General features: G+C 42.8%; 25 protein-coding genes and 1 tRNA gene. 10 read left to right on the plus strand and 16 right to left on the minus strand.

Annotated elements, in window-relative coordinates:
• Window positions 1–400: 400 nt before the first annotated feature.
• Window positions 401–1,987, plus strand: coding sequence for a BCCT family transporter (locus OW495_RS14680; RefSeq protein WP_029226019.1), 1,587 nt, complete (start codon window positions 401–403; stop codon window positions 1,985–1,987).
• Window positions 1,988–2,159: 172 nt separating this feature from the next.
• Here OW495_RS14680 and OW495_RS14685 read toward each other — a convergent pair whose 3' ends face one another.
• Window positions 2,160–2,522, minus strand: a complete 363-nt coding sequence (locus OW495_RS14685) for a RidA family protein (RefSeq protein ID WP_289887195.1) — start codon at window positions 2,520–2,522, stop codon at window positions 2,160–2,162.
• A 249-nt stretch (window positions 2,523–2,771) separates the two neighbouring features.
• On the opposite strand from OW495_RS14685, the gene OW495_RS14690 reads away from it, so the two are divergent.
• Window positions 2,772–3,218: a DUF417 family protein gene (locus OW495_RS14690; RefSeq protein WP_289887196.1), complete on the plus strand. Its 447-nt coding sequence runs from the start codon at window positions 2,772–2,774 to the stop codon at window positions 3,216–3,218.
• Between the two features lie 104 nt (window positions 3,219–3,322).
• Here the strand turns inward: OW495_RS14690 and OW495_RS14695 are convergent, their stop codons facing one another.
• The 8 genes from OW495_RS14695 to OW495_RS14730 form a co-directional block, all read right to left on the minus strand.
• Window positions 3,323–3,799, minus strand: a complete 477-nt coding sequence (locus OW495_RS14695; protein WP_017109493.1) for a hypothetical protein — start codon at window positions 3,797–3,799, stop codon at window positions 3,323–3,325.
• 105 nt (window positions 3,800–3,904) lie between these two features.
• Window positions 3,905–4,423: a GNAT family N-acetyltransferase gene (locus tag OW495_RS14700; protein WP_289887205.1), complete on the minus strand. Its 519-nt coding sequence runs from the start codon at window positions 4,421–4,423 to the stop codon at window positions 3,905–3,907.
• A gap of 70 nt (window positions 4,424–4,493) precedes the next feature.
• Complete coding sequence (locus tag OW495_RS14705; RefSeq protein WP_065104710.1) at window positions 4,494–4,958, minus strand: acyltransferase; 465 nt, start codon at window positions 4,956–4,958, stop codon at window positions 4,494–4,496.
• 113 nt (window positions 4,959–5,071) lie between these two features.
• Window positions 5,072–5,221, minus strand: coding sequence for a hypothetical protein (locus OW495_RS14710; RefSeq protein ID WP_165886753.1), 150 nt, complete (start codon window positions 5,219–5,221; stop codon window positions 5,072–5,074).
• Between the two features lie 94 nt (window positions 5,222–5,315).
• Window positions 5,316–5,672 (minus strand): hypothetical protein, encoded by a 357-nt coding sequence (locus tag OW495_RS14715; RefSeq protein ID WP_102383992.1) that lies wholly within the window; start codon window positions 5,670–5,672, stop codon window positions 5,316–5,318.
• Between the two features lie 244 nt (window positions 5,673–5,916).
• The gene (locus OW495_RS14720; RefSeq protein WP_289887206.1) at window positions 5,917–7,155 is read right to left on the minus strand and encodes a RidA family protein; all 1,239 of its coding nucleotides are present in this window, start codon (window positions 7,153–7,155) and stop codon (window positions 5,917–5,919) included.
• 618 nt (window positions 7,156–7,773) lie between these two features.
• Complete coding sequence (locus OW495_RS14725) at window positions 7,774–8,124, minus strand: hypothetical protein (RefSeq protein ID WP_102328365.1); 351 nt, start codon at window positions 8,122–8,124, stop codon at window positions 7,774–7,776.
• A 165-nt stretch (window positions 8,125–8,289) separates the two neighbouring features.
• Window positions 8,290–9,174, minus strand: a complete 885-nt coding sequence (locus tag OW495_RS14730) for an AraC family transcriptional regulator (protein ID WP_017108095.1) — start codon at window positions 9,172–9,174, stop codon at window positions 8,290–8,292.
• A 193-nt stretch (window positions 9,175–9,367) separates the two neighbouring features.
• On the opposite strand from OW495_RS14730, the gene OW495_RS14735 reads away from it, so the two are divergent.
• The 6 genes from OW495_RS14735 to OW495_RS14760 all read left to right on the plus strand — a co-directional run bounded on the left by OW495_RS14735 (window position 9,368) and on the right by OW495_RS14760 (window position 15,349).
• Window positions 9,368–10,516 (plus strand): iron-containing alcohol dehydrogenase, encoded by a 1,149-nt coding sequence (locus tag OW495_RS14735; protein ID WP_017109485.1) that lies wholly within the window; start codon window positions 9,368–9,370, stop codon window positions 10,514–10,516.
• 235 nt (window positions 10,517–10,751) lie between these two features.
• Window positions 10,752–11,498, plus strand: coding sequence for an amino acid ABC transporter ATP-binding protein (locus tag OW495_RS14740; protein ID WP_289887207.1), 747 nt, complete (start codon window positions 10,752–10,754; stop codon window positions 11,496–11,498).
• Window positions 11,498–12,295, plus strand: coding sequence for an amino acid ABC transporter permease (locus OW495_RS14745; RefSeq protein ID WP_029223351.1), 798 nt, complete (start codon window positions 11,498–11,500; stop codon window positions 12,293–12,295). The genes OW495_RS14740 and OW495_RS14745 overlap by 1 nt, the downstream gene beginning before the upstream one ends.
• A gap of 12 nt (window positions 12,296–12,307) precedes the next feature.
• Window positions 12,308–13,117: a transporter substrate-binding domain-containing protein gene (locus tag OW495_RS14750; RefSeq protein ID WP_289887208.1), complete on the plus strand. Its 810-nt coding sequence runs from the start codon at window positions 12,308–12,310 to the stop codon at window positions 13,115–13,117.
• Window positions 13,118–13,294: 177 nt separating this feature from the next.
• Window positions 13,295–14,212 carry an amino acid ABC transporter permease gene (locus tag OW495_RS14755; RefSeq protein ID WP_289887209.1) on the plus strand — a complete coding sequence of 306 codons (918 nt, stop codon included), beginning with the start codon at window positions 13,295–13,297 and terminating at the stop codon, window positions 14,210–14,212.
• Window positions 14,213–14,404: 192 nt separating this feature from the next.
• Window positions 14,405–15,349 (plus strand): ADP-ribosylglycohydrolase family protein, encoded by a 945-nt coding sequence (locus tag OW495_RS14760; RefSeq protein WP_289887210.1) that lies wholly within the window; start codon window positions 14,405–14,407, stop codon window positions 15,347–15,349.
• A 241-nt stretch (window positions 15,350–15,590) separates the two neighbouring features.
• Here the strand turns inward: OW495_RS14760 and OW495_RS14765 are convergent, their stop codons facing one another.
• Entirely contained in the window at window positions 15,591–17,597 is a 2,007-nt protein-coding gene (locus OW495_RS14765) for a TonB-dependent siderophore receptor (RefSeq protein ID WP_289887211.1), read from the minus strand.
• 20 nt (window positions 17,598–17,617) lie between these two features.
• Here OW495_RS14765 and OW495_RS14770 point away from each other — a divergent pair, with 20 nt between their 5' ends.
• On the plus strand, window positions 17,618–18,856 hold the full coding sequence (locus OW495_RS14770) for an AraC family transcriptional regulator (RefSeq protein WP_289887212.1): 1,239 nt from the start codon (window positions 17,618–17,620) through the stop codon (window positions 18,854–18,856).
• 335 nt (window positions 18,857–19,191) lie between these two features.
• On the opposite strand, the gene OW495_RS14775 is transcribed toward OW495_RS14770, so the two are convergent.
• The 6 genes from OW495_RS14775 to OW495_RS14800 form a co-directional block, all read right to left on the minus strand.
• On the minus strand, window positions 19,192–19,752 hold the full coding sequence (locus OW495_RS14775; RefSeq protein ID WP_289887213.1) for a hypothetical protein: 561 nt from the start codon (window positions 19,750–19,752) through the stop codon (window positions 19,192–19,194).
• Window positions 19,753–19,967: 215 nt separating this feature from the next.
• Window positions 19,968–20,399 carry a GNAT family N-acetyltransferase gene (locus OW495_RS14780; protein ID WP_289887214.1) on the minus strand — a complete coding sequence of 144 codons (432 nt, stop codon included), beginning with the start codon at window positions 20,397–20,399 and terminating at the stop codon, window positions 19,968–19,970.
• A 120-nt stretch (window positions 20,400–20,519) separates the two neighbouring features.
• A complete protein-coding gene (locus OW495_RS14785) occupies window positions 20,520–21,014 on the minus strand; it encodes a GNAT family N-acetyltransferase (RefSeq protein ID WP_289887215.1) in 495 nt (164 codons plus the stop codon).
• Window positions 21,015–21,061: 47 nt separating this feature from the next.
• Window positions 21,062–21,484 (minus strand): N-acetyltransferase, encoded by a 423-nt coding sequence (locus tag OW495_RS14790; protein WP_289887217.1) that lies wholly within the window; start codon window positions 21,482–21,484, stop codon window positions 21,062–21,064.
• 135 nt (window positions 21,485–21,619) lie between these two features.
• Window positions 21,620–21,958, minus strand: coding sequence for a zinc ribbon domain-containing protein YjdM (locus OW495_RS14795; RefSeq protein ID WP_102328354.1), 339 nt, complete (start codon window positions 21,956–21,958; stop codon window positions 21,620–21,622).
• Between the two features lie 178 nt (window positions 21,959–22,136).
• Complete coding sequence (locus OW495_RS14800; protein WP_017058966.1) at window positions 22,137–23,300, minus strand: threonine/serine exporter family protein; 1,164 nt, start codon at window positions 23,298–23,300, stop codon at window positions 22,137–22,139.
• Between the two features lie 525 nt (window positions 23,301–23,825).
• Between OW495_RS14800 and OW495_RS14805 the strand changes: the two genes are divergently transcribed.
• Window positions 23,826–23,900 (plus strand) — tRNA-Gly (locus tag OW495_RS14805).
• Window positions 23,901–23,992 lie beyond the last annotated feature (92 nt).

The following is a 23,992-nucleotide window of genomic DNA, read 5'->3' on the forward strand; positions in this document are numbered from 1 at the left end:
TTTCCTCACCACTTAAATCTCTTCGCAAAACAACTGTAGGTAACAGCGCCAATTAAACACCTAAAATATTCAGTATTTATAAAATGACTCGCATTAATTTGTTTATAGCATGCAATGAGTCGACACTTATTTTGCACCAACAACTAATATTAATTTATTTCGGAAAGCTAAAAAATAATGTCTCAAAAATCAGAAATGTGACACAGCGTTGAGAAAAAATCCGCATTAAAACTAACCAAAAAGTAGCAATTTATAGATGATTTGGGTTTCTTTTGGGAATTCGCCCACTTTTTGGTAACAAATGTGTTAGTATCTGCGGCTTTTTTGACGAACCTCACATTTCTATGCAAGTGTGGGAGAAATACATAGGCTTGAAAGAGCCAAATATAGCGAAGAAATAATGTCCAACTTGACGCAAGTCGCCAACGAAAACATCAACGCAGAATCTACTTCTATCGATTTCAACAAAGCTCAATCTTTGGGTGAAAAACTGGAACTCGGAAACCCAGTCTTTTGGCTTAGTGGCAGTTTTTTAACCCTCTTTGTCATCCTCGCTTTCACCAACACCTCCGTGTTGTCCGAACTTGTTAACATCGGCTTTAGTTACTCAACTAAGTGGTTCGGTGCTTTCTGGCAAGTCCTACTACTACTTAACTTCATTATCGGCTTAGTGCTTGCACTAGGGCGCACAGGCCACGTTCGTTTAGGAACGCTTGCCTTCCCTGAAATGACCACCTTTAAATGGATGTCTATCGTCCTATGTACGCTGCTAGCCGGCGGTGGTGTGTTCTGGGCAGCGGCAGAGCCTATTGCTCACTTCGTTTCAGCTCCGCCTCTTTATGGCAACGCAGATCCTCAAGCGATGGCGTTCAATGCCCTATCACAATCTTTCATGCACTGGGGTTTCCTTGCATGGGCAATCTTAGGCGGTTTGTCTTCTATCGTGTTAATGCACCTGCATTACGACAAAGGCCTTCCTCTTAAGCCTCGTACTCTGCTTTACCCAGTACTTGGCGACAAAGCAATTAATAGCTGGATTGGTAACGTAGTCGACGCGTGTAGCATTGTGGCAGTAGCTGCAGGTACTATCGGTCCTATTGGTTTCCTTGGCCTACAAATCAGCTACGCTCTGAGCGAACTGTTTGGCATTTCAGACAGCTTTGCGACTCAAAGTGTTGTTATCGTATTTGCTATCGCAATGTACACGCTGTCTGCATTAAGTGGCGTAAACAAGGGCATCCAACTGGTTAGCCGTTACAACATCATCTTGTCTGTGTGCCTAATCGGCTACATCTTGCTAGTCGGCCCAACGAGCTTCATCATTGATGGCTACCTGCAAGGTATGGGCGAAATGGTCGATAACTTCATCCCTATGGCGCTTTACCGCCAAGATACAGCGTGGCTAGGTGGCTGGACTGTATTCTTCTGGGGTTGGTTCTTGGGCTATGGCCCGATGATGGCGATCTTCATTGCTCGAATCTCACGTGGCCGTACCATTCGCCAGATGATCGTATCTATCAGCATCGTTGCACCGCTTGTAACTTGTTTCTGGTTCAGCATCGTTGGTGGTAGTGGTTTAGCATTTGAATTAGAGAACCCAGGCGTGATTTCTAGTGCGTTTGAAGGCTTTAACCTTCCAGCTGTTCTTCTAGCAATTACAGCGCAACTGCCGTTCCCTACTTTGATTGCGATTCTGTTCTTGATCCTGACGACTACGTTCATCGTGACAACAGGTGACTCAATGACCTACACGATCAGTGTGGTAATGACAGGCACTACAGAGCCGAACGCAGCCGTACGTACTTTCTGGGGTATCATCATGGGTGCAGTAGCTATCGCGCTTATCTCAATGGGTTCTGGCGGTATATCTGCCCTACAGTCGTTCATTGTGATCACAGCCGTTCCTGTATCGTTCATCTTGTTACCGTGTTTATGGCACGCACCGAAGATCGCGAAGCAGATGGCAAGAGATCAAGGCATCGCTTAATACCTAATCCGATTTAGTGTCGGGTAGCGTGTAAACAATAAAGCCACTCAAGTGATTCACCTGAGTGGCTTTGTTTTATCTGTTCGTTGCCTAGTTGTGTTGATTAGCTGATTAGCTGATTAGCTGATTAGCGTTTATATCGACTAATACTTACTTCTAGAGATATTTCGGCTTATTGAAACTTCTCACCCGCAGCAACCATAAACGACATCTCCACCAACAACTCTGGGTTTGCCAGTTCAGCTTTTACACATGCACGACTTGGCGCGCTGCCTTCAGGGAACCACGAGTCCCACACTTCATTCAATGCATCAAAGTTTGCGAAATCTGTTAGATAAATCGTCACCGACAATACGCGAGATTTATCGCTGTCGACCAAGCTCATCATTTCTTCTGCTTGATCAAAAATTTGCTGAACCTGACTCTTAATTCCTGCAGATGTATCCGTCTCTGGTACTTCAACAAAACTTGCGATGCCATTCAATACAGTTACATCAGACCAACGTTTGGTCGGGTTAATTCTATGGATTTTCACGAGCGATTCTCTTCTTATAATTTGGATTTACGTCAGCGTAATCTAATCCAAATTCCTAATATTGAAAACAAAAATTAGAAAGCTCCTCTTCTTGCATAAAACACCCCTTCTCTACCAAGCATCTTGCGACTCGACTTTTCAGGGCTCGAACCTGAATTCGCTAAAAAAGATTAAGTATTGTTCTCACAGCGAAATTAATTTTGCACTAGTGCGGTCATATTCAGGGATTTTATTAAATGGAGTACTTTTATGCATGTTCAAACCTATGATTTAAAACAGAGTAATGTGGGATATAACCTTGGTGTGATTGGCGTAGCATTAGTGCTCGCTTGGATTGGTATTTATAAGTTTACGCCAACCGAAGCGATGCTCATTGAACCGCTAATCGCAAATCATCCTGCAATGAACTGGCTTTACAATCTGTTCTCAGTACAAGCGGTGTCTAACATGGTGGGTGGCGCGGAGATCATTGTCGCGATTGGACTGATCGTTGGATTTAAGAAACCGACAGTTGCTTTCTATTCAGGCATTGCTGCAGCGGCTATCTTTATTGTGACACTCAGCTTCCTAATTACAACGCCAAACACTTGGAAAGTATCGGATGGCATCTTAGTCACTAATTTCTTCCTAGTGAAAGATATTCTATTTTTGGCGATCGCGATTAGCGTAATCGAACGTAACAAACCTAAGAAGTAACCGTAAATCTATAAGTGGCCGTAACTAGAAGTAACCTTAAACCTTGAAATAAAAAGACTCGAAGCTGGCTAGAAGGACGCTGCCAGCTTCTAATGTATAAGCTTTTACTCGGCACTAGCAGCGTGATTGAAGCATTGTCTCGTTACCAAGCCCCATTTTTCGTCCTGATATTGATCTTCCACGTAGTTACCTGATGTGTAGTCATTAACGACCTCTCTCCAGAACTTAACTGCATGCTCTGCACCCAGTACTTGCTTGATCTCCCAACTGCCTTTTAGATGTTCAAACAGCTCACAGATAAACCGTTTCCCTACTTTGTTTTTTCGAAAATAAGGGACGACATAGAAATCGCATATCTCAAACTCATTTGGCGCTTTGCTTTCAATTGCTGTCAACGCAGCAGGAACTCCATCAATGTAGAGTAAGTAACCTGTTACGGTATCACCAAGCGTCGGATAAATCTCAAACAAGCCATACTCGTCTGGTTTATCTCCGATGATCTTTGAAAACTCGGCGGCATAACCCTGATATAGATTCGCGTATACCTGTTGATTACCACTATAGACTGTCACGATGTTCATAAACTGATCTCTGTATTGTTTCGCACCACAACTGATGTGAGCTCATCTTGTCTAAATCTATTATCTCATTGATGATAGAACAAATAATACATCTCAAACATTCACTTAAGAAAGTATCGCCTTTCGATAATAATGAGCATCTTGAGCCTTCCCTTTGAACACGGCGTAACTTTCAACGCGTTCAACTAAATCAAACCCTGTATTGGATAAGATTTTATTTGAGCCTACATTACCCACTAACGCATAGGCATCAACATATTTAAGGGAAGAGTGCTCGGCCAAGTAGATAAGTAACTTTCTCACCGAGTTGGACGCAATACCTTTAGAACCAAATGCATGACCTACTCGATAACCTAGTTCTCCACTTTCAGTGTTCTGGTCGATATCACGAACGTTGATTCGCCCACAAATAGTGCCATTAGCGTCTTTGATCAACATAGGAATCATCTCGCCATTGCCATACTCTGTTAGAAAACTCGTGACTTGCTCAGCAACGCCCGCATAAGAATAGAAACTGTCTTCCCGAGCTGGGACAAATTGCTCAAACCACTCTCTATTTTCGACTTCAAACTCCAATAAAGCACTTACATCGCTTGGCTGAAGTAAGTGTAAAAATACATCCATAATCAATACTCTGGCGCTTATCTAAAAAGCTGCACCTTATGATTCATATAACGCGGCTTCTATTCTGAATTTAAGGTAGGTCTCTTAACTTCTTAGCAGGGTTGCCTGCATAAATACCTTTCTCGGTGATGTCTTTGGTCACCACACTGCCCGCGCCGATTACCACCCCTTCGCAAATGCTGACAGACAACACTGTCGCATTGGAACCGATGGTAACGTTATTTGCGATAACAGTTCGCCCCCAACTGTCTGGGTTTGAATTTGGTGTGCCATCTTTAAACAAGTCATTCGCGAACATCACACCGTGCCCAACAAAGCAGTCACGCCCGATAGTCACATACTCACAAATAAAGGTATGAGACTGAATCTTACTTCTGTCACCGATAACCGAGTTCTTTTGAATTTCTACAAAAGGGCCAACGAACACATCATCTTTAAGCTCACAACCATACACATTAGAGGGCTCGATGATAGTGACATTTTCGCCACACGTAATATCAGTAATCTGCGCCTTTAAAACTCTAGGACTTGCCATACTTCCTCTCGACATTGGCATCATAATTCAACATAAGCGATTGTGCCGTAAGCATTAAAACGCATCAAATAGAGATGTTGAGAGTTGGTAATGGATCAAAGATCCTGCTTAAGTTAAAACAAGCCAACCAACACGACTGACAACAGTATGCCTCCGATAAAGCTTGGGGCATGAAATGGGCGAGCTTTAGATTTTACGTACTCTTTCTGAAGCTCTTCTTGATAAGTTTTTACGGCAAGTTCTTTTACGTAGTTGTTTTGCATAATAAGCTCCTTTCCAATGGTTGAGAGAAGCTTAAGACTTGAAGTTAGGTTGAGGTAAAGCAAAAACTCAGATTAATTGAGCACATTGGGTGTGTTACTCGAGAATAACTCTGAATACATCGTTATTCACGCCGCCAACATCCACTAACTCTCCGGGCTTCATAAGAAGCGAAGTATTTAATTGTCGAGTCGAGCGTGGCTCTTTCTTTTCTCGAATCACTAACATATCGACGAAGTAACCAGAGTCTTGCTTTCGTATTGAACCCGAAAAAGTAACGCTTTCAACCCTGTCAGCGAGCACTGAACTAAATGTTTTATCCTCTAAAACACCTGCCGAGATCGATGTATCGCCATAAAATAGCGTGATGTTTTTTGGGTCGGGTATCAATTCTTGATTGGACGAACACCCTATTAGGGCAAGGCACAGCAGTAAAATAATTCGAAATTGCATAAACTGGGTTTCTTTCTTGCGTTAAGCGTCTGTTTTTCATATTAAAACACTTCGACTTAATAAGCACCATATGTCGAGAATAAGCTTAATTAATTCGCTTTGAACGAGTTGTGTAGCGAGGCTTGATGATTGATTAACGTCTAGGATGACATTAACTGATCAGATCTACGGTTGATGTGCCACTCCATATTTAGGAGTTTAAACCGAGATCTGATCGCTGTTATCGAGAAAGGTTAAATGACGTTTAGTCTTGTGGCGGCGTACCTTCGCAGTTAGAAACGACGGCATCAATTTGAATTAGAGCATTCATAGGAATTTCTGAAACTCCTACTACCGTTCTTGCCGGTAAATCAGCATTAAAGAATGTGGTGTAAATCTCGTTCACCGCCTCAATATCTGAAACATCTTTAAGCTGAATATTGATCTTCACGGTATCGTTCATGCTATGGTCAACACTTTCAATTATCGCCTTAATATTTTGTAAACATTGTTCCGCTTGCTCTTTTACACCACCAGCAACCATTTCATTGGTTTTCGGGTCTAAAGGTAGTTGACCAGAAATATGATTGTAGTGGGAGAAAGCAACGGTGTGCGAATAAGGCATGAATGGTGCAGCAACAGTATTATTAGCTTCAATAACCAACAAGCGAGTGTCTTCTGGTAATTGCGGCGGTGTACCGTCGCCATGTGAAACGGATGTATCAATTTGAATTAAAGCGCCCATTGGTAGTTCAGCGGCGTTAACAACGGTACGAGCAGGAACGTAGCTTGGGAAGAATTTAGCACATACTTCATTTACCACTTCCGCATCTGCGATATTTTTCACGTAGATAGTCGTTTTAACCACATCATTCATGACATGACCGATACTCTCTAGAATCGTCTTAATGTTTGCTAAACATTGTGTCGTTTGCTCTTTGATACCACCTGAAACCAACTCTCCTGTATTTACATCGATAGGCAATTGAGCCGAAAGATTGTTGTAGTGAGAAAAAGCCGCTGTCTGCGTCGATACAGCACTCTGAGGTGCATTATCTGTATTTCTTGATACCTTAACTAGTGCGCAAGGTGCTTGTGGTTTAGTGCCTTCGCCGTTAGAAATCAGAGCATCCATTTGCACTAGCGCATCGCTGTTTAGCAGTGCAGCTACACCCACAACGGTACGTGTAGGCAGGCTGTTGTTAAAGAAGCTTTTGTAAACTTCATCGATAGCTTCAATATCAGAAATATTCTTAACGAAAACATTAATCTTCACCACATCATCCATAACATGGTCGATGCTTTCAACAATAGCTTTAATATTATTTAAGCATTGTTCTGCTTGGTCTTTAATATTACCGATTACGACTTCACCTGTTTTAGGGTCAACAGGTAATTGAGCTGAAAAGTTATTATAATGAGAAAAAGCGACCGTTTGTGTAGATACAGAATTAATTGGTGCATTTTCAGTATTTCTTGAAATTTTAATGATATCGCTACTCATCGGAATTATCCTTTTAATAATATAGGCATACGTATTTATATTTAACAATCGTATTGGAAAGAATGATTAAAGTAGCGCCATGTTAAGTGAATTATTTTAGGGTAAACGTGATATCCATCAGACTCTCAGTTGACTATAAATCAGCAAGTTACAGAATAATTAGTCATCAAACGACTAATTATCCGTCATACTAGGCTTTATCAACTGCTAAATTATCTTTAATTTTAAGTCTATTCAATAATCCTGAATACTCTCTCTGAGAATACGATGAGTAATTCCTAAAATTTAGATAATATTTGATAGGTTGTTCACACTAAAACTCCGTTAATAGCTAAGTTAGTGAGTTTCTCTCCTATACCCGTGCATAAACTCTTAGGCTATTTAATTAATTATTTTAACGGACTCATTACACATAAATCCGGTTAATAATATATTCGACAATCCAATACCAACAAACTGACAATACCTATAATTAGATACATTTACTCATATAATTAAACAAGTATGGAAGGCTGAAGTGATTGCAGAAGAAAGACGCTTGCAATACCAAGGAATGGTCCCTTTAGGGATGAGGATAGCTTCAAAATTGAACGAGCGACGCCATTGCGAACCTCTAACTCATAAAAATTGCAGGACAAAGCAAGCAATAAAAGCGGGTAAACCAGCGATGAACAACACTAACCCTGTGTGGTAGTTCATTCGGTAATGTTCTTGTTGGTCTTTATCAAAATCATGGCCTTCGACCATTTTGTAGACTTTATCTGTTATAGGGTCATCAAGACGTGTCGTCTTACTATGAACTCCACCTTCCCACATTAACTTCGCTAGAACCCAAATGACAATGACCACAAAAAACAGAAAGTCGACAAGTCTTGTCGTGGCAAAGAAAGGAAAAAACTGAGATAGCGCTAAAACAACCAATGCTGCTGTTAGATTAATTAATGCTACTTTCTTCAATAAATCGAGCAAGAGAACTCCTAGAAAATATCTGTAAATTAAGCTTTCCTCACGAGAGAAGAGCTACGACTAACCAGATATTTATAAAATAAATACTTCTCGATCAACCAAAAGATATGCGTGATATCGCACAACATGAAATGCCGCACGTTTCGGGACATAGATATTGAGTAAAGACTAAACCGCTCTTGGAGTAGTATTAAAGTGGCGCTTAAATTCGCGACTGAATTGGGATGGGCTGGAGTAGCCGACTCGGCGAGCAGCATCGCTGATTCGTAAGCCTTCTAGTTGAATCAGTTCTTTGGCTTTGTTAAGCCTTACCTTCTTCAAATATTGAAGCGGTGATTCAAAGGTGACATTACGAAACGCATTGTGGAAGGCAGACACACTCATGTTGGCTTCGTCGGCAAGCGATTGAACAGTAATAGTTTGGTCATACTCTTCATGCACTTTAGATAGTGCTTTAGCGACACGTGCGTAATGGCCGTCATGATGGGCCAAATCAAACAGCACTCGCCCTTCTGAACCAGTTAGGGCGCGGTAGACAATTTCGCTGACCATGGCATCACCCAATATGTTGGCTTCGATGTCGCAATGCAGCATTTTCACCAATCGAGTAAAACTTTCTAGCATTTGCTCTTCCATCGGCGTGGACTCTAAGCCGCTAGAATTCTGTTTGTGCTTATTGCAGTAGCTCTCAAGAAAGCCTTGGTCTTCTAACTTTTTTACCAAGCTGTGCAAACGTTGAGAGTCAATGTTGATAGATAAACCAAGCAATGGTTCACCATTAACAGGCAAAGCCTCACACTCCAACGGCATTGGCACACCTACTACAAGGTAATCACCAGCTGCGTAAGTGACTGGGCGTTCGCCAATATAGATATTCTTTTTACCTTGCCCCAGCATTATGATGCCAGATTGGTAAGTAAAAGGCTGACGCTGATTGCCGCCGCTGCTTCTATATAACCACACGCCGTCTATTTCTGTTTCTCTGATCCCTTCAAGATCATCCCAACCTTTGTGTTCAACGTAAGACTGTAATAACTGCGCGAGTTCTTTCATAAGTGGCGACTTTCCATTCCAAGTGCTAAGAGTATGTAAGCTAAAGCAGAGGAAGAATATCAACTTTGTAGAAATAGGCAATTTATTTGGAGAAACAGCCCTTCATTACCCCGAATGACTGTACTAATATGCAAATATAGAAATTGAGCAATAAACCAAAATAACAAATTTAGCTTTACACAAGGAATCTCTAATGCAATTTACTTACGTTAACCCTACTGTAATCCATTTCGGCCAAGGTCAAATCAACGCTATCAGCCAAGCAGTTGATACTTCAAAGAAAGTGCTAGTCATCTACGGTGGCGGTTCAATCAAAAGCAACGGTGTTTACGACCAAGTTGTCGCTTCTCTAAAGGATCACGCTTGGATTGAGTTCGCAGGTGTCGAAGCTAACCCAACGAAAGAGACGCTAGATAAAGCAGTCGCTCTTGTTAAAGAAGAAAACGTAGAATTCATTATCGCTGTTGGCGGTGGTTCGGTAATCGACGGTTCTAAATACGTTGCTGCAGCGGCTAAATACGACGGCGACGGTTGGGATATCCTAGCGGGCAAACACCAAGTAACTGAAGCTACTCCTATTGGTGCAGTACTGACACTTCCTGCGACAGGTTCTGAATCTAACATGGGTGCTGTAATCACTCGTAAAGAGACTCAAGAGAAACTGGCGTTCATGAACCCAGCAGTACAACCTAAGTTCGCGGTTATGGATCCAGACGTAATGAAGTCTCTTCCAGAGCGTCAATTGATCAACGGTCTAGTTGACGCATGGGTTCACGTGTGTGAGCAATACATTACGATGCCAACAGACGCGATGGTTCAAGACGGTTACGCAGAAACACTGCTTAAAAACTTGCTTGTACTGGGTAAGCAATACGACGAGCGTGACAACGACGCATGGCGTGCAAACCTAATGTGGACGGCAAACCAAGCACTTAACGGCCTGATTGGTACTGGCGTTCCTCAAGATTGGGCAACACACATGATTGGCCACGAGTTCACAGCACTATGGCACGTAGACCACGCACGGTCTCTTGCGATTGTTCAACCTTCACTACTTCGTAATCAAATCGAAGCGAAGCGTGGCAAGCTAGAGCAAATGGGTCGTAACGTATTTGGCCTAGAAGCGGGTGCCGATTTAGCAGAGCGCACTATTGCTGCAATCGAAGCGTTCTACCACAGCCTAGACGTTCCAACGATGTTCGACGGTTACGAAACAAACAAAGCAACTGCGATTGATAGTGTTGTCGCGCAACTTGAATCACACGGTTACCTAGAGCTTGGCGAGAACAAAGCAATCACGCCTCAGAAAACACGTGAGATTCTAGAGTCTGCGATTCAATAGCGGTCAAAATTAGAGCAAGGAAAACAAGGTTCTAAAGAAAATCACTATAATCTAAGAATTTATCCGTGATAACTGAACCAAATTCTTTGCCCTTGCGTATATCCTCAAGCAGCGTCCAAATCAGGCGCTGCTTTTTAATTTGCCCTACAAGATGCTATTAAATTCTCATAAGTCCTTAATTTTATGTGCATTCAGATTTCTATATTGGTAAGGTAAACCTGTCTCTTTACTAGGTATGAACAACGATTTGAACAATCTCAAGGAAATGGTTAAGTTTAAGTCACTTAACAAGTGGTATGGTGATTTTCATGCCCTAAAGGATATCGATTTAAATATTGAACAGGGAGAAATAGTGGTGATTTGCGGGCCATCAGGTTCGGGGAAATCAACTTTAATCCGCTGTATCAATCAGCTAGAACCCTTCGAAAGTGGCGAGCTTTCTGTGCTAGAGCAAGTGCTTCCGCGCAAGTTCAGCACTCCAGGTCAAGTCGGAATGGTGTTTCAGCACTTTCATTTATTCCCCCATCTTACTGTGCTTGAGAACCTAACTCTGTCGCCGATTCGTACGCTTAAAAAAAGCAAACAAGAAGCCGAGAAGATTGCAATGCACTATCTCGAACGCGTACACATTGCAGAACAAGCCAACAAATACCCTGTACAACTTTCTGGCGGCCAACAACAACGAGTGGCTATCGCACGTTCACTGTGCATGAAGCCTGAATTACTGCTTTTTGATGAACCAACTTCAGCGCTTGATCCGGAGATGATCAACGAAGTGCTCGATGTGATGGTTGAATTGGCGAGCGAAGGTATCACCATGGTGTGTGTGACCCACGAAATGGGCTTTGCGAAACAAGTGGCCGACCGAGTTATCTTCATGGATGAAGGGCAAATTGTGGAATCCAATACGCCTCAAGCGCTTTTTGAAAACCCGCAACATGAACGTACTCAAGCGTTCCTAAATCAGATCCTGACTTATTGATGTTGATTCGAATTATTAAACCCGCCCTATCCGCTTTGGTACAAATTATTGTGCTCGTGGCTGCGGTTGTCTGGATCCTCGATTCTGGCGCACAAACCATGGGATACAGCTGGCAGTGGGAGCGCGTGCCGGACTATATTGCTTTCTATGAAGATGGTGAATGGTGGCCAGCAGAGTTGGTTGAAGGGCTACTGGTTACCATCAATATCTCTTTGATTTCGTTGGTCGCTACGTTGATCATCGGTTTGACGACAGCGCTATTGAGAAACTCAAATTCTGTGGTTGGACGCACCTTAGCCACCAGCTATGTTGAACTGATTCGTAACACGCCGTTATTGGTACAAATTTATTTGCTCTATTTTGTATTTGGCCCCGTATTAGGGCTGGATCGCTTTAGCACTGCCGTTTTAGCCTTGGCACTTTTCCAAGGTGCTTACACCGCCGAGATATTTCGTGCCGGTTTAAATGGTATTGCGAGAGGACAATTTGAAGCGGCTCAATCCTTGGGCTTATCAAAGACCTATACTTACTGGGATGTGATTCTTCCTCAGGTGGTGCAACGCACCTTGCCACCTTTGACCAATGAAGTGATCTCTCTAATTAAAAACTCTTCGATTGTGAGTGTCATGGCTATTTTCGACCTGACAACCGAAGCCAGAAACATCGTTTCTGAAACCGCGATGCCATTCGAGATTTGGTTCTCTGTGGCGATCATTTATCTTGCTCTTACACTTTCACTTTCTGCCGTTGCTGCTTGGCTTGAGCATAAGCTCGGAGCTAACTGGCGAACACAATAAGGATTTATCAGCATGAAGCTATTTAAAACCGCGATTACAGCCCTACTTGCGCTTGCCGTAAGTTTGCCTGCACTTGCTTCTGAAACGCCTAACCTCGATAAAATCAACGAACGTGGCTCACTACGCGTTGGTATGTCGACATTTGTTCCTTGGGCAATGCGTAACAAACAAGGCGATCTCATTGGCTTCGAAATCGACGTGGCGAAACGCCTTGCCGAAGATTCAGGTTGGAAAGTCGAATTTGTACCTACGGCATGGGATGGCATTATCCCTTCTCTATTATCGAAGAAGTTTGATGTGATCATCGGCGGTATGTCTATTACTGAAGCTCGTGCCAAAAGCGTGCTGTTCACTGAACCATACTCGCACTCTGGTGTTCAACTGGCTGCTAACAAAGAGCTAGCGGAAGGTTTTACTCAGATCTCTGATTTTGATTCTCGTCGCGTGAAAATTGCTGCTCGTCGTGGTGCGTTCACAGTTCAAGTGGCTCGTGAAACCTTCCCTAAAGCGAAAGTTCTACAGTTCGATGACGATGCTCAGGCATTCCAAGAAGTGTTAAACGGCAACGCGCACGCAGTTATCGCGTCTAGCCCGAAACCAGAACATGAAGCGATCAAAAACGCAGACACGCTATTTATTCCATTTGAAGAGCGTCTATCCAAAGGTAATGAAGCATTTGCAGTTCGCCTAGGTGAAACCGACAAGGCAGAATTCTTCAACGAATGGATCAAAGCACGTACTGAAGACGGTTGGTTGAAAGAGCGTTACGAGTACTGGTTCTCTACTTTAGATTGGCAAGACCAGATTGCTCAAGGTCAGTAATCTGAAGTTGAGCTCACCTTTTAATATGAGCTAATCTGTCGAATCTAAATCAAGGCAGTGCACTGTTTGCACTGCCTTCTCATCGACGATTTGAGTAGCCTTTTTAAGTAGCTTAATTTGATTCGTTTTAGATCCAAGCAACAACCCAATAATAATTAATGTTTAAACAGGAATGACGTGAGTAGTACTAGCGCATTAACAACACCTAAGCCCAACGTTCATATGAAGCAACGCCTTACTCTTTTAGATGGCGTGTTACTCGCTGTCATTTGTGTGTTTGCAGGCTGGCTTTATTATCGTTCTGCTGTTGGTATCAACTACCATTGGCGATGGGAAGATGCGTTTACCCTGATTTGTATTCCACCTTCTCAAGGCAGTATTCCCTACTTTTTCCAAGGCTTGATCGCAACACTGCGCTTGAGTGTCTGGAGCATGGTGTTAGCACTCTCTTTTGGGACATTACTTGGTGTCGCAAGGTACTCTAAAATCGCTTTCTTCAGAACGCCTGCACTGATTTTTATCCAGTTGGTTCGAAATATTCCGCCACTGGTGTTTGTCTTCATATTCTATTTCTTCGTTTCTAACCAACTGATTCCATTACTTGGTTTAGAAAGTATCTTACGTGAACACAATGGTGAGATTAACGCAGTTCAAGGTTTCCTGTTCGGCCCAGCTAACCTGTGGGAAAACTTAGCATCTGGTGTCATTTGTATTGGTTTGCTCTCTTCTGCTTATATTGCGGAAGTGATTCGAGCGGGTTTAGAAGGTATTCCTAAAGGCCAATGGGAAGCGGCCGATTCGCTTGGCTTGTCTGCATTGTCTAAGTATCGATTTGTGGTTGGTCCACAAGTATTAACTGCCATCACCCCACCATTGGCTGGCCAAGCAATCTCCTTGGTTAAAGACACGTCGATTGTGTCTCTGATTTCGATCCAAGAGATGACGTTTGTTGGTACTGAGATGGCAAACTCCTCGGGGTTGATCTTCGAGATCTGGCTGATTGTTGGCTTCGTATATTTTACTTTGTGCTTTGCACTTTCGCGTCTGTTCAAAGTGATTGAGCAGCGTTCTAGCGCCTACCTTAACCATCAGTAACGCCATCAATCAAAAGTATCGACTCACCCGACCATTCATTGCCCTTATCAATTTCACCTGATTGGTTTAAGTTATTGACCAATCAGGATTTATCCCTTCATATTTCTTCTTAGAAACACAGCAAAATACTCGCCTAATCACTATACTTAAAGTATCGAACTACGTTGATTCTTCTCAAGGACATCACTCAACATGGACAATCATAAAGAAAGAGCTTTTTACGCTGTTGTTGGCGCCTTGGTTGGCGACGCTGCTTCCATGGGGCTGCATTGGCTTTACGACCAAGAGAGGATTTTACACGTAGCGGGTTTTGAGCCAGAGTTTCGCTCACCGAATCAATTCGATTATCAAGACAAGGGCTACTTTGCGCACCAAGGAAAAACCGCAGGCGAACAATCTCAATATGGTGCTCAGTTATTGGCGATGGTCGATAGCTTAGTCGACAATAAAGAATACGATGAAGCGAGTTACATCAAACACTTCCGTTTCTGGTTTGATTTTGGTGGCAGTTGGCGAGGCTACATTGATAAAGCCACTCGTATGAGCTTGCTGAACATACATCAATTAGAGTTAGCTGATTCCCCGATTACAGCTTGCGGCGCAGACGATACACAGCTCCCCGCAATATCCAAGATCATTCCATTAGTGGCGTGTACTTTTACCTCTCACACCTTACCAGCGATGGTAGAGAGCGCGGTACGAGTGACCAACAACAACGACAAAGCCGTGGAATGGGCGCAAGCCATCACCCTGTTGATTCAAGCAGCAATTCAAGGCAAATCACCATTACAGTCCGTAGAAATGGTGCGACAAACTTGCAGCAGATTTATACACGATCAAATCGATGAAGCATTGGCTGAACCTGAGCTTTCAATAACAGATGCCGCGAAGAAGTTCGGATTGCATTGTGAATTGAGTGCTGCGTTTCCACTGCTGATTCGCATCATTGCGGGTGCTCAGAATTATAAACAAGGCATTCGCGACAACATCTTATGTGGTGGTGACAGCTGCGGGCGTGCGATTGTGATTGGCGCGGTATTAGCGGCGTGTTTCTACGAAGAAGATGGAGCGATTCCAACAGAATGGCTGAGCCAAGTAGAACTCAATGGTGGTGTGCTGTCTTTGCCTATTGAGTGATACCCACAATAACGAATAAAGCAAAAGCGCCTCTCGATTCCTTGCTCAAGAGATCGAGAGGCGCTTTTCTTTTCCCTATTCACTTAAACTAAGCACTTAAAGTAATCACTAAAACGAATAACTTAAATGAATGCTTTAAACGACCGACTTAAAAGAATAGCTTCAGTTATGGGCGCTAAACTTTGCGGATCCCTACGACCCAGTTTATCGCTCTAACCAAACCTATGAGTTTAAACCTTTCCTAGAACTGATAAGCAGCTGAAAGCTTGTAGTTACGACCTGGTTCATAGTCATCCAAAGTAAAACCTCTAGCTGTTCCTGAACGAGATGCGTGTGAGGTGTATTGCTCATCAAACACGTTATCGATACCAAAGGTGACAGATAATCCATCCACATTTGATGGCACCCACTGAGCATACAGGTTATGAACATCGTAACCCTCTTTGATTGGCTGACCATCAAATACGTTGTCTTCGTCTTTCACCAACATTGAGTTCCAACCGAAGATCGTTTCTAGCACTTCAGACTGATAATCGAGCGTGAGCGTGATACTGTCACCCATATCAATACTGCGTCCATTGCCACCTGCAACAGCGCCGCCTGTGTCTTTGTTTTTAGTATCTGAACGCGCATAAGACAGTTTGCTGTTAAACATCTCATAGCCATAAGATAAACTTGCCTCGAAGCCTTTAATCTCAACGTCGCCTAAGTTGTAAATCAAATAACTCTGATTCGCTCGTTGATACTCTTCAGCAATGTAATCATCAATATTGGTTTGGAATACAGTTAGATTTGCGCCGATGAAGTGGTTATCTAAACGCTTATCAAAGCGCACACCACCTTGAGTGTTCTGCCCTGTTTCGGCTTTAATATCGTCAGCTAAGAACGCTGCATCTTGATAAGCAATAAAGGTCTCCATCAGCTCTGGGCCTTTGAACAGCGAACGGGTGCTCGCAAACAGCGTCCAGTCTTGGGTCACATCCCATTGGGTTGCCAACGACCAAGTTACATCGTCAAAGTCATCGTTTCCTGTTTCGGCTTTACGCTGGTAATCATCAAAGCGAACACCTGCCGTGATAGAAAAGGCTTGGGTAAAGTAGAACTGGTCTTCAACAAAAAGTGCGGTAGAAATTGCTGACTCATCCATAAACTTGCTGCTGCCATAATAGCTGCTTGATGACTTATCAATGTAGTCAAAGCCATAGGTCGCGATGTTATCAAACGACATTAGGCGATAGTCCGATTGGAACTTCGCGTTCAGGCCAAAGTTTTGGTTCTTCGCGGTGTTGTTAGACAAGCGATTTGATGGCCAACGTGGTGCCATAACACTTTCATCACGCTGAATCTCAGTTTCTGTGTTATACAGAGTCACGTTACCTTGGTGACTTTCGCCACGCAGTTCATAGCTAGCCGTTATCGTGTCACGATCGTAATCGGTAGGAATGAGAATATCGTTAGACAAGCCTTCGTTCGCACCGCCAGACATATCTGGACGCGGGCTATAATCACCGCTATCACGATACAAGTCATAAGAGAGTTCAAAGCGATGTAAGTCACTCGGTTCAAAACCAATCTTACCGAGAATGTTGTACACGTCCCCTTCTGAACCGAAGGTTTCATTGCCGTCACCGTCTTCAAAATCATCTCTACTCATGTAATGGCTGTAGAGCATCGCATCGACCTTATCAGACAACAAACCATACACAGTTAAAGAACCTTGCTGACTTGCATTAGTCGCGTAGCCGCCATAAACACGAGCGCCAAAATTCTCGTCATAACGAAGTAAGTCTTTCGCATCTTTGGTTTCAAACAGCACCGAACCACCTAAACCATTTTGCGTCACCGAGTTGTTACCCACTTGGATATCAGCCGATTTCAAAATGTCAGGGTTAAGAGTCAGGTTACCGATATGGTGGAACATGTTGGCATGCTGAGAAGCACCATCGAGACGAATATCTAAGTCAGTTTCGCTTAGTCCACGGATGGTAATTCGTTGGTTAACCGAGTGCGTTCCCCCAACATCAACACCGGGAATCTCACGCAGAAGATCTGACATATGGTCAGCTTGCTTGAGTGACATGTCATCGGCAATGATCGATTCAGTGTTGCTCGATACTCTCGTTCCCCACACCACAACTTCATCAAAGTGCGATGTGTTTTCCTCTGCCATCACAGGGCTACTAAACGCGCTGGCTATGGCAATACAGAGGGCTGAAAGCTTAATTGTTGAGTTGACTGGGCTTTCCATAAATTCAATCCTAGATGTAAATGATAACAATTCGCAAATATGATAGAGTTGTAATTTATAAATGCACAGATGATTTGCTTATGCAGAAACGCACAGGTGTTATGAGGAACGGTCAAATGGGTGAAGTAACATCAAAGCAAACTAAACTTGCCGAAACGGCTGTGGCTAAAGCGAATGCACCAGTAAAGAGAGCTGCATTGACCAAAAAAGTCGCCTTGACCAAAAAGCTCGAACAGACAGAAAAGCAGATTATCGTCACTCAAGGTCAAACCAAGCAGACCTCGCTTGCTGAGGGAAAGTTTCTTTCTTATCAATACAATGACCAAATTTTTGTGCATGGTGGCCGCTGTATTGAATTGGTCGACAGCAACATAGTTTCGACGGCTCACTCCGCTATCTTGATTACCATTCTTCTCGAAGGAAAGCTCACCTTTGGCTACGACGATCTTGAGTTCGATCTCGATGCCAGCAATGGACCACAAGGCGTGGTAGTAAACTTAGCCAAACCTGCCAACTTCAGGCGTTCGCTAATCCAAAACAATAAGATGAACAAGATCAACATATTGGTTAAACCTCAATGGGTAGAGCCACGTTTAAGTGAGCACTGTACAAGCAAGTCATTCCTCGATTCACACAAGGCGTTTTACGACTTACAGATCAACGCTGACATCATTCAACTCACCAACAGATTAACCAGCCAAGCGACACCAACCAACTTTCAAGACAAGCTTGTCGTAGAGACGCTGACCCAGCAGTTACTTGCTCAAACCTTATCTCAGATGCCAATTCAATGTTGTCAGCAATGTACTTCTGAGGATGCCAATCTCGTTTCATCAAATACCAGTCCATCAATCATCAGTTCGAATAGCACGTTGAAGAGTTTAGATTTAAACGAAAGCATTGATGAGGTAACCACCTCAAAAGGGTTTGATGCCAAAATTGAAGACATCATCAGCTACATTGAAATCAATTTGGATCAGCCGCTCAGCCTTGAAAGCATCGCGAGTAAATTTTCAATGAGTATCTCCAATTTACAACGTCGATTTAAGCAGTCTTATAATCTAACCATCAACGGCTATATTCGCCAGCGACGCCTAGATATCGCGCGACAGCACTTAGAGCGCGGCTTGGTTTCAATAACCGAAGCGGCTTATGAGGCGGGTTACCAGCACCCTTCCAATTTCACTAATGCTTTTAAGAAAGCCTTTGGTGTTCCGCCTCATGCACTTGTAAAAAGTTCAGTCGCAAGAAACCGTTAGTTACTGAAACCAGTAAGATTAATAATTCCGAGTTAAAATTGGGAAATGAATGTCGATAACTCTGATTCTAGCGATGCTACAAACAGATTTTGGGGTAGTATCGTCGCAAGATTTTTACTTTTAAGATATTGCAGGCAAACAATTAGGAGCCAAAAGAAGGCTTAATGAAGAGTGCAGATCTGTAGTAGTAACATTCGGGCATTACTGACTATCAAATCTAAGTCGCCCCTCAAAACTAATAAACTCAATGACACAGCGTACCATTGAGTTTATTTACAATTTCCAGCTAAGTTAACCAGTTTTAAGGCAGCTAGTACTTTGGAGCCAACGAACGATTAGAGCTGCTGACTCTTAGGAGTTTCTATATTCCACTCTTCACCGATAGTATCTGATACCGCAAGCAGACCCTCAAGGTAATTGGAAACTTCTTCACTTGATTCAACTGTGAAATAAAAGTCCTTCTCAGTTTCCTGAGCAGCAAAGATTAGGTCGTCAGTTAAAGTCAATGTGTTGGGTTTAACCATGTACTCACTCGACATTTCGATAGAGTGGTAACGTTTATATCCGTCTACAGCGATCCCTCTTGGAACATTGCAGCGTGCTTCTTTAACAACGTAACTACCTGGCTTGATATTATCAAACAATACGTACTCTAGATCTTCGTAGACTGTCATTCTCAACGTCTCCGGTTCTTGAGCGAGTTCATCACCAATCTTTTCGTACATTAGAATCGAAAAAGTATCACACGGATAAGCACTACCAACCTTAATGATCTTCGTAGTAATACCAATAGCTCCATCTCCATGAGGAGCAGATAGAGTATTCGACGCATTATGAGGTAACGTCATACAACCCGTTAAGCTAGCTACCAAAGCCATTGGCAGAAAATGTTTCATATAAAGCCTTTATTTTTATCAATATAATTATTCAGCGACCCTATCATTAAAAATCCAGACCGAAAACACAGATTGATAAAATATTGATATGGTTAGCATTATTTTATAATTCAGCTGACAGTTCTCATATTTAAACGTCTTCTGTTGGCAAGATTAAGACAACTATCTGATGGAGATACAGGCTAAAGGAATGAGTTAATCACAATTATTACTAACTATTCACGCCACATATAGACAAACTGATCGTTTTGCGAGGTGATTTCGAAGCCAAACCTTAAATACAACTCCCCAACTCGATTACCTTGTAAATAACACAACGCCACAGGCTTATTGAGTTTGGCTGCTTGAGCTAAGCAATCCGTTAAAACTTGGCTGCCAATACCTTTGCCATGATATTCAGGCAGTAAGAAGAACCGGCAAAAATAGAAGTGGTCGTCTTTGTCTTGCAACAACACACTGCCAATCGCTTTACCTTGATATTCAATGATTTCAGGCCGTTCTTCTGCCCACTCTTCGGCGTGTATATCTCGTTGAATCTGCTCATCCCAGCCAAAAACAGCCTTAATTGGCTCAAGTTCAGCCGCCTTTTTTAGCTCGAACAGAAATTCATAATCTGATGACTGAGCGGGTCTTGTCGAATACTTCAAAATATCTCCAACAATAATCAATGAACTATAACTAATGAATCAGAATCACCAGCAGCTTCATTCCCAAAAAGCTCGCTCACGACAAGCAAGTGAGAATTGGAAGGTGCCATGCTTCAGTGTTCATTTAGGGTTTAGTTGATAGCGTAGAACTTCGTGTTTATCTTGCTCTGAGTAAAAGGTATTTAAGAACTGCCCCCCACACTTCTCAATCACTTTTTGCGAAGCAATATTGCCGTACTCACAGGTAATAATAGCGTTTTCGGTAAGTACGTGACGTTGAACCCAAGACAACATATGATTTGCGATACCTTGCCCTCTCGCTTGTGGCAAAGTCTCGTAGCCTATATGTCCGATAACGTCATGAATGTATTCACTGGTGCCATGACGAACTCTTATGACACCAAGGATTTGACCAGAGTCGATACAAAAATACGTAGAAGCAGGCGTCCAACCTTCTGGCAGTTCCTCACCTTTTGAATAAGCGACTCGCCTTTTTAAATACGCATCACTACTGTCAGAAATACCTGTGTAAATATCTAACCCATCCTCAGAGCAAGCATTCACATAGTGATGAAAGACACTTGAGTGCGAAATATCAGCTTTGACCATGTCCATATAGTTTCGATTCCTAGTTACTGCTCTTTCGGGTTTAGCTATCAAGCCTAAGCTAAGTACATGGTGTATTCTTGATGCCCTGTATGTTCATCAACTTGTTCACTCACAATAGAAAATCCTTGAGACAAGTAGAACTGAATCGTCGCTTGGTTTTCTTTATATACATTCAATGACAGGTTCGGGCATTCAAGCTTCGCGTGATGAATAAGCTGCTTACCAATACCACTGCCTTGTTGTTCTGTACTGACAAAGATCGCCGCTAAGATCCCTTCATAAAGCGAATAAAAGCCACGAACCTCACCGTCTACTTGATACACGTAAGTTGTTGATGCCGGGATATATAGGTCGCGCATATTAGCCACTTGCGACTCCCAAAACTCAGGAGCCACAAAGTCATGGGCCTTTATCGAGGCGGTTAACCAAATATCTAAAACAGCTTCAATATCAGTTGGGTTGTACTCTCTAATCATCTTAATTCTCAGGCAATTAATATTGTTTAATAGGCGAACCAGTATGCCGAGAAGCCACGTAAAGTTATTGAAGATTTACGACAATGTCTCAGTCAGAATTATTGAACGGCAATGATAGGTCAATACCATTAGCCGCTATTGCTTCTTAACGTACTTCGCCGTAACGAGCATTTCACCGCCACCATCCAGCTTGCAATCTAACTGGTGATCTTTGCCTTCATTGATTCGTCTGATTATCGCTTTAGTGCCGATTTTCAGTACAGAAGAACTGCCTTTGATTTTTAGATCTTTAATGAAGGTAACTTTATCGCCACTTTCCAATACAACGCCATTTACGTCCTTAACACGCGCGGCTTCTCTTTCTAAACGCTCTTCTTCTGGGTTCCACTCATAGGCACACTCAGGGCAAATTAGGTTGTTTTGGTCTGGGTAGACATATTCAGATTGGCATTGCGGACAAGGAGGTAAAGACATACGTTAATACTTCATTTAAATAGAATTTGTCCCCATTTTAATGACTCTTGTTAGGCTTAGCGAGCACAAATCGAACCAATTTTCGGTAGCGCAATTTAACGTAGAAAGAACAGCACCTAAAACGAACAAACACAGCCATTAAGCTGTGTTTGTTTAAAGATTTGAGAAGCAGAACGGCTTAACGTTCGACTTTTGGCGAGTAAATTGAGTAAGCGGTGATTTGCCCTGCCACGATTGCAGAGAACATGAATAACGCCGACAAACCAATACTCGGAATAGGCAGAATCGATTGTTCAAACACAGACTGGCTGGCACTCACTAATACTCGGCTACCCGGAACCAAGATGATGATCCCTTGCACGATATAAATAGAGCCCGTGAGCTCCATCTTCTTGGCAATCCAAGTCCCGTACAAAGTAATAAGAACCGTCGTTACCCAAGTGCCCACAACCCAGCCACTATCAAAACCAAGGTAGAATGGCCCCCACATACCCAGAACCGCAACTGGCAAGCCAAGCAAGATGTCTTTAGGGCGCGCATTGAACATCACACCGATAGATACTGAGATCAACACCAAGCCGGATATGTGCATCCACATTGGTACCGCATTGGTATAGTCGATAGAAACCGCTTGTCCCCATATCGCTTCACCGATGTTGAGCCCCATGATAATCCCGACAAACAGCTTAATCAGGGTTAAGGCGCTCTGCCCTAGCAAGCTAGTACCAGAAACCAAGTCATTAAACGCCAAACATTCTAATGCGTTGGCTATGGATAATCCGGGGACGAACAAAACGATTGACGCGATACACAATGCCCACACCGGAATCGGCAACCCTGTACTCGCCAAAAACGCCACGAAGATACCGGTTAACAATGCAGAGATGAACTCAACCGCGATAGCGCGACGTGAATGAAGAACTTGCTGACAGACCCAAACCATCAAACCCAATAACGCAGAAAAACCCACCGCTTCCAACGTACTGCCCACCAGCATCAAATACGCAGGCGGAATCCCCATATTGGCGAGTGCAGTCACAAATTTAGAGTAACCGACAGGCTCTGGTACAGGCTCACTGCTCGGTTGGTTAATACGAATGATCGTATTGGCCAACAAACTCAGGTTAATTGAAGCAGGCTTTAGACGCTTTAGAATCACAGCGTTGTTATCGTCTGGAAACTGATAATTAATCGCGGTTGGCGTTGCTTGGATCATCACATCCACACCATGCTTTTTAGCATAATATTGTGTATATTTTTCAAGCTTATACGGAGCGCAACCACTGCGGTGAAGAGTATCACCAATTTCAACAATTTTGTTAATTCGGAACTGAGAAGGCATGGGTATTTTAGGGGAGACAAAATGTGCGGCAAATGTACCAAACGACAGACGGAATGACGAGGCTTTTGCGTGAATTATCAACTGAACTCGTTACTTTTTTCTGCAAAGGCTTAGAAGTCTCTATAACTCTACTCATTTGGGATTAGTTTACTGAATGTTTTGACTGGCTAATAAGTTAAATTTATGCATTCAGATTGTTATTAACGAACGCCGAAACAAGAATAAAAATCAGTTTATGTTAACACTCCAAATACCTTAATTTTTATTAGATTTATGACAACTGAGCACCACTAAAACAGGTTTATAAATTAAGGTGGATTTATCGAAAAAAACGGCATGACATTTACTATTATTTCTCGCTCTCCTTTTAACGAGATTTTAGTCACATTTTATTCACTCTCATAAGGCCAGATATGATTGAAAAACTAGCGGAGTGGTGGTTATGCGAGCACTTAGAATAAAAATGAAAGAAAAAGGTTTCGTTTTCAGTTAGATGTGGCATTATCAAACTCGTTAAGACGATGTGCGTACATCGTATAATGGCTATTACCTCAGCCTTCCAAGCTGATGATGCGGGTTCGATTCCCGCTGTACGCTCCAGTCTTCTTGATGCCTCAGTCTTACTCTTAAGACAGTGTGCGTGCATCGTATAATGGCTATTACCTCAGCCTTCCAAGCTGATGATGCGGGTT

This window comes from Vibrio sp. 14N.309.X.WAT.E.F5 (genome assembly GCF_030397615.1).
Taxonomy (GTDB): Bacteria; Pseudomonadota; Gammaproteobacteria; order Enterobacterales; family Vibrionaceae; genus Vibrio; species Vibrio lentus.

Bases quoted from the DNA above. Each gene is read 5' to 3' on its own strand.
- OW495_RS14790 (WP_289887217.1), bottom strand. From the start codon at position 21,484: ATGATTAGAGAGTACAACCCAACTGATATTGAAGCTGTTTTAGATATT.
- OW495_RS14765 (WP_289887211.1), bottom strand. From the start codon at position 17,597: ATGGAAAGCCCAGTCAACTCAACAATTAAGCTTTCAGCCCTCTGTATT.
- OW495_RS14770 (WP_289887212.1), top strand. From the start codon at position 17,618: ATGATAACAATTCGCAAATATGATAGAGTTGTAATTTATAAATGCACA.
- OW495_RS14715 (WP_102383992.1), bottom strand. From the start codon at position 5,672: ATGCAATTTCGAATTATTTTACTGCTGTGCCTTGCCCTAATAGGGTGT.
- OW495_RS14795 (WP_102328354.1), bottom strand. From the start codon at position 21,958: ATGTCTTTACCTCCTTGTCCGCAATGCCAATCTGAATATGTCTACCCA.
- OW495_RS14740 (WP_289887207.1), top strand. From the start codon at position 10,752: ATGAACAACGATTTGAACAATCTCAAGGAAATGGTTAAGTTTAAGTCA.
- OW495_RS14750 (WP_289887208.1), top strand. From the start codon at position 12,308: ATGAAGCTATTTAAAACCGCGATTACAGCCCTACTTGCGCTTGCCGTA.
- OW495_RS14760 (WP_289887210.1), top strand. From the start codon at position 14,405: ATGGACAATCATAAAGAAAGAGCTTTTTACGCTGTTGTTGGCGCCTTG.
- OW495_RS14710 (WP_165886753.1), bottom strand. From the start codon at position 5,221: ATGCAAAACAACTACGTAAAAGAACTTGCCGTAAAAACTTATCAAGAA.
- OW495_RS14800 (WP_017058966.1), bottom strand. From the start codon at position 23,300: ATGCCTTCTCAGTTCCGAATTAACAAAATTGTTGAAATTGGTGATACT.
- OW495_RS14730 (WP_017108095.1), bottom strand. From the start codon at position 9,174: ATGAAAGAACTCGCGCAGTTATTACAGTCTTACGTTGAACACAAAGGT.
- OW495_RS14720 (WP_289887206.1), bottom strand. From the start codon at position 7,155: ATGAGTAGCGATATCATTAAAATTTCAAGAAATACTGAAAATGCACCA.
- OW495_RS14775 (WP_289887213.1), bottom strand. From the start codon at position 19,752: ATGAAACATTTTCTGCCAATGGCTTTGGTAGCTAGCTTAACGGGTTGT.
- OW495_RS14690 (WP_289887196.1), top strand. From the start codon at position 2,772: ATGCATGTTCAAACCTATGATTTAAAACAGAGTAATGTGGGATATAAC.
- OW495_RS14700 (WP_289887205.1), bottom strand. From the start codon at position 4,423: ATGGATGTATTTTTACACTTACTTCAGCCAAGCGATGTAAGTGCTTTA.
- OW495_RS14735 (WP_017109485.1), top strand. From the start codon at position 9,368: ATGCAATTTACTTACGTTAACCCTACTGTAATCCATTTCGGCCAAGGT.
- OW495_RS14680 (WP_029226019.1), top strand. From the start codon at position 401: ATGTCCAACTTGACGCAAGTCGCCAACGAAAACATCAACGCAGAATCT.
- OW495_RS14785 (WP_289887215.1), bottom strand. From the start codon at position 21,014: ATGGACATGGTCAAAGCTGATATTTCGCACTCAAGTGTCTTTCATCAC.
- OW495_RS14745 (WP_029223351.1), top strand. From the start codon at position 11,498: ATGTTGATTCGAATTATTAAACCCGCCCTATCCGCTTTGGTACAAATT.
- OW495_RS14705 (WP_065104710.1), bottom strand. From the start codon at position 4,958: ATGGCAAGTCCTAGAGTTTTAAAGGCGCAGATTACTGATATTACGTGT.
- OW495_RS14695 (WP_017109493.1), bottom strand. From the start codon at position 3,799: ATGAACATCGTGACAGTCTATAGTGGTAATCAACAGGTATACGCGAAT.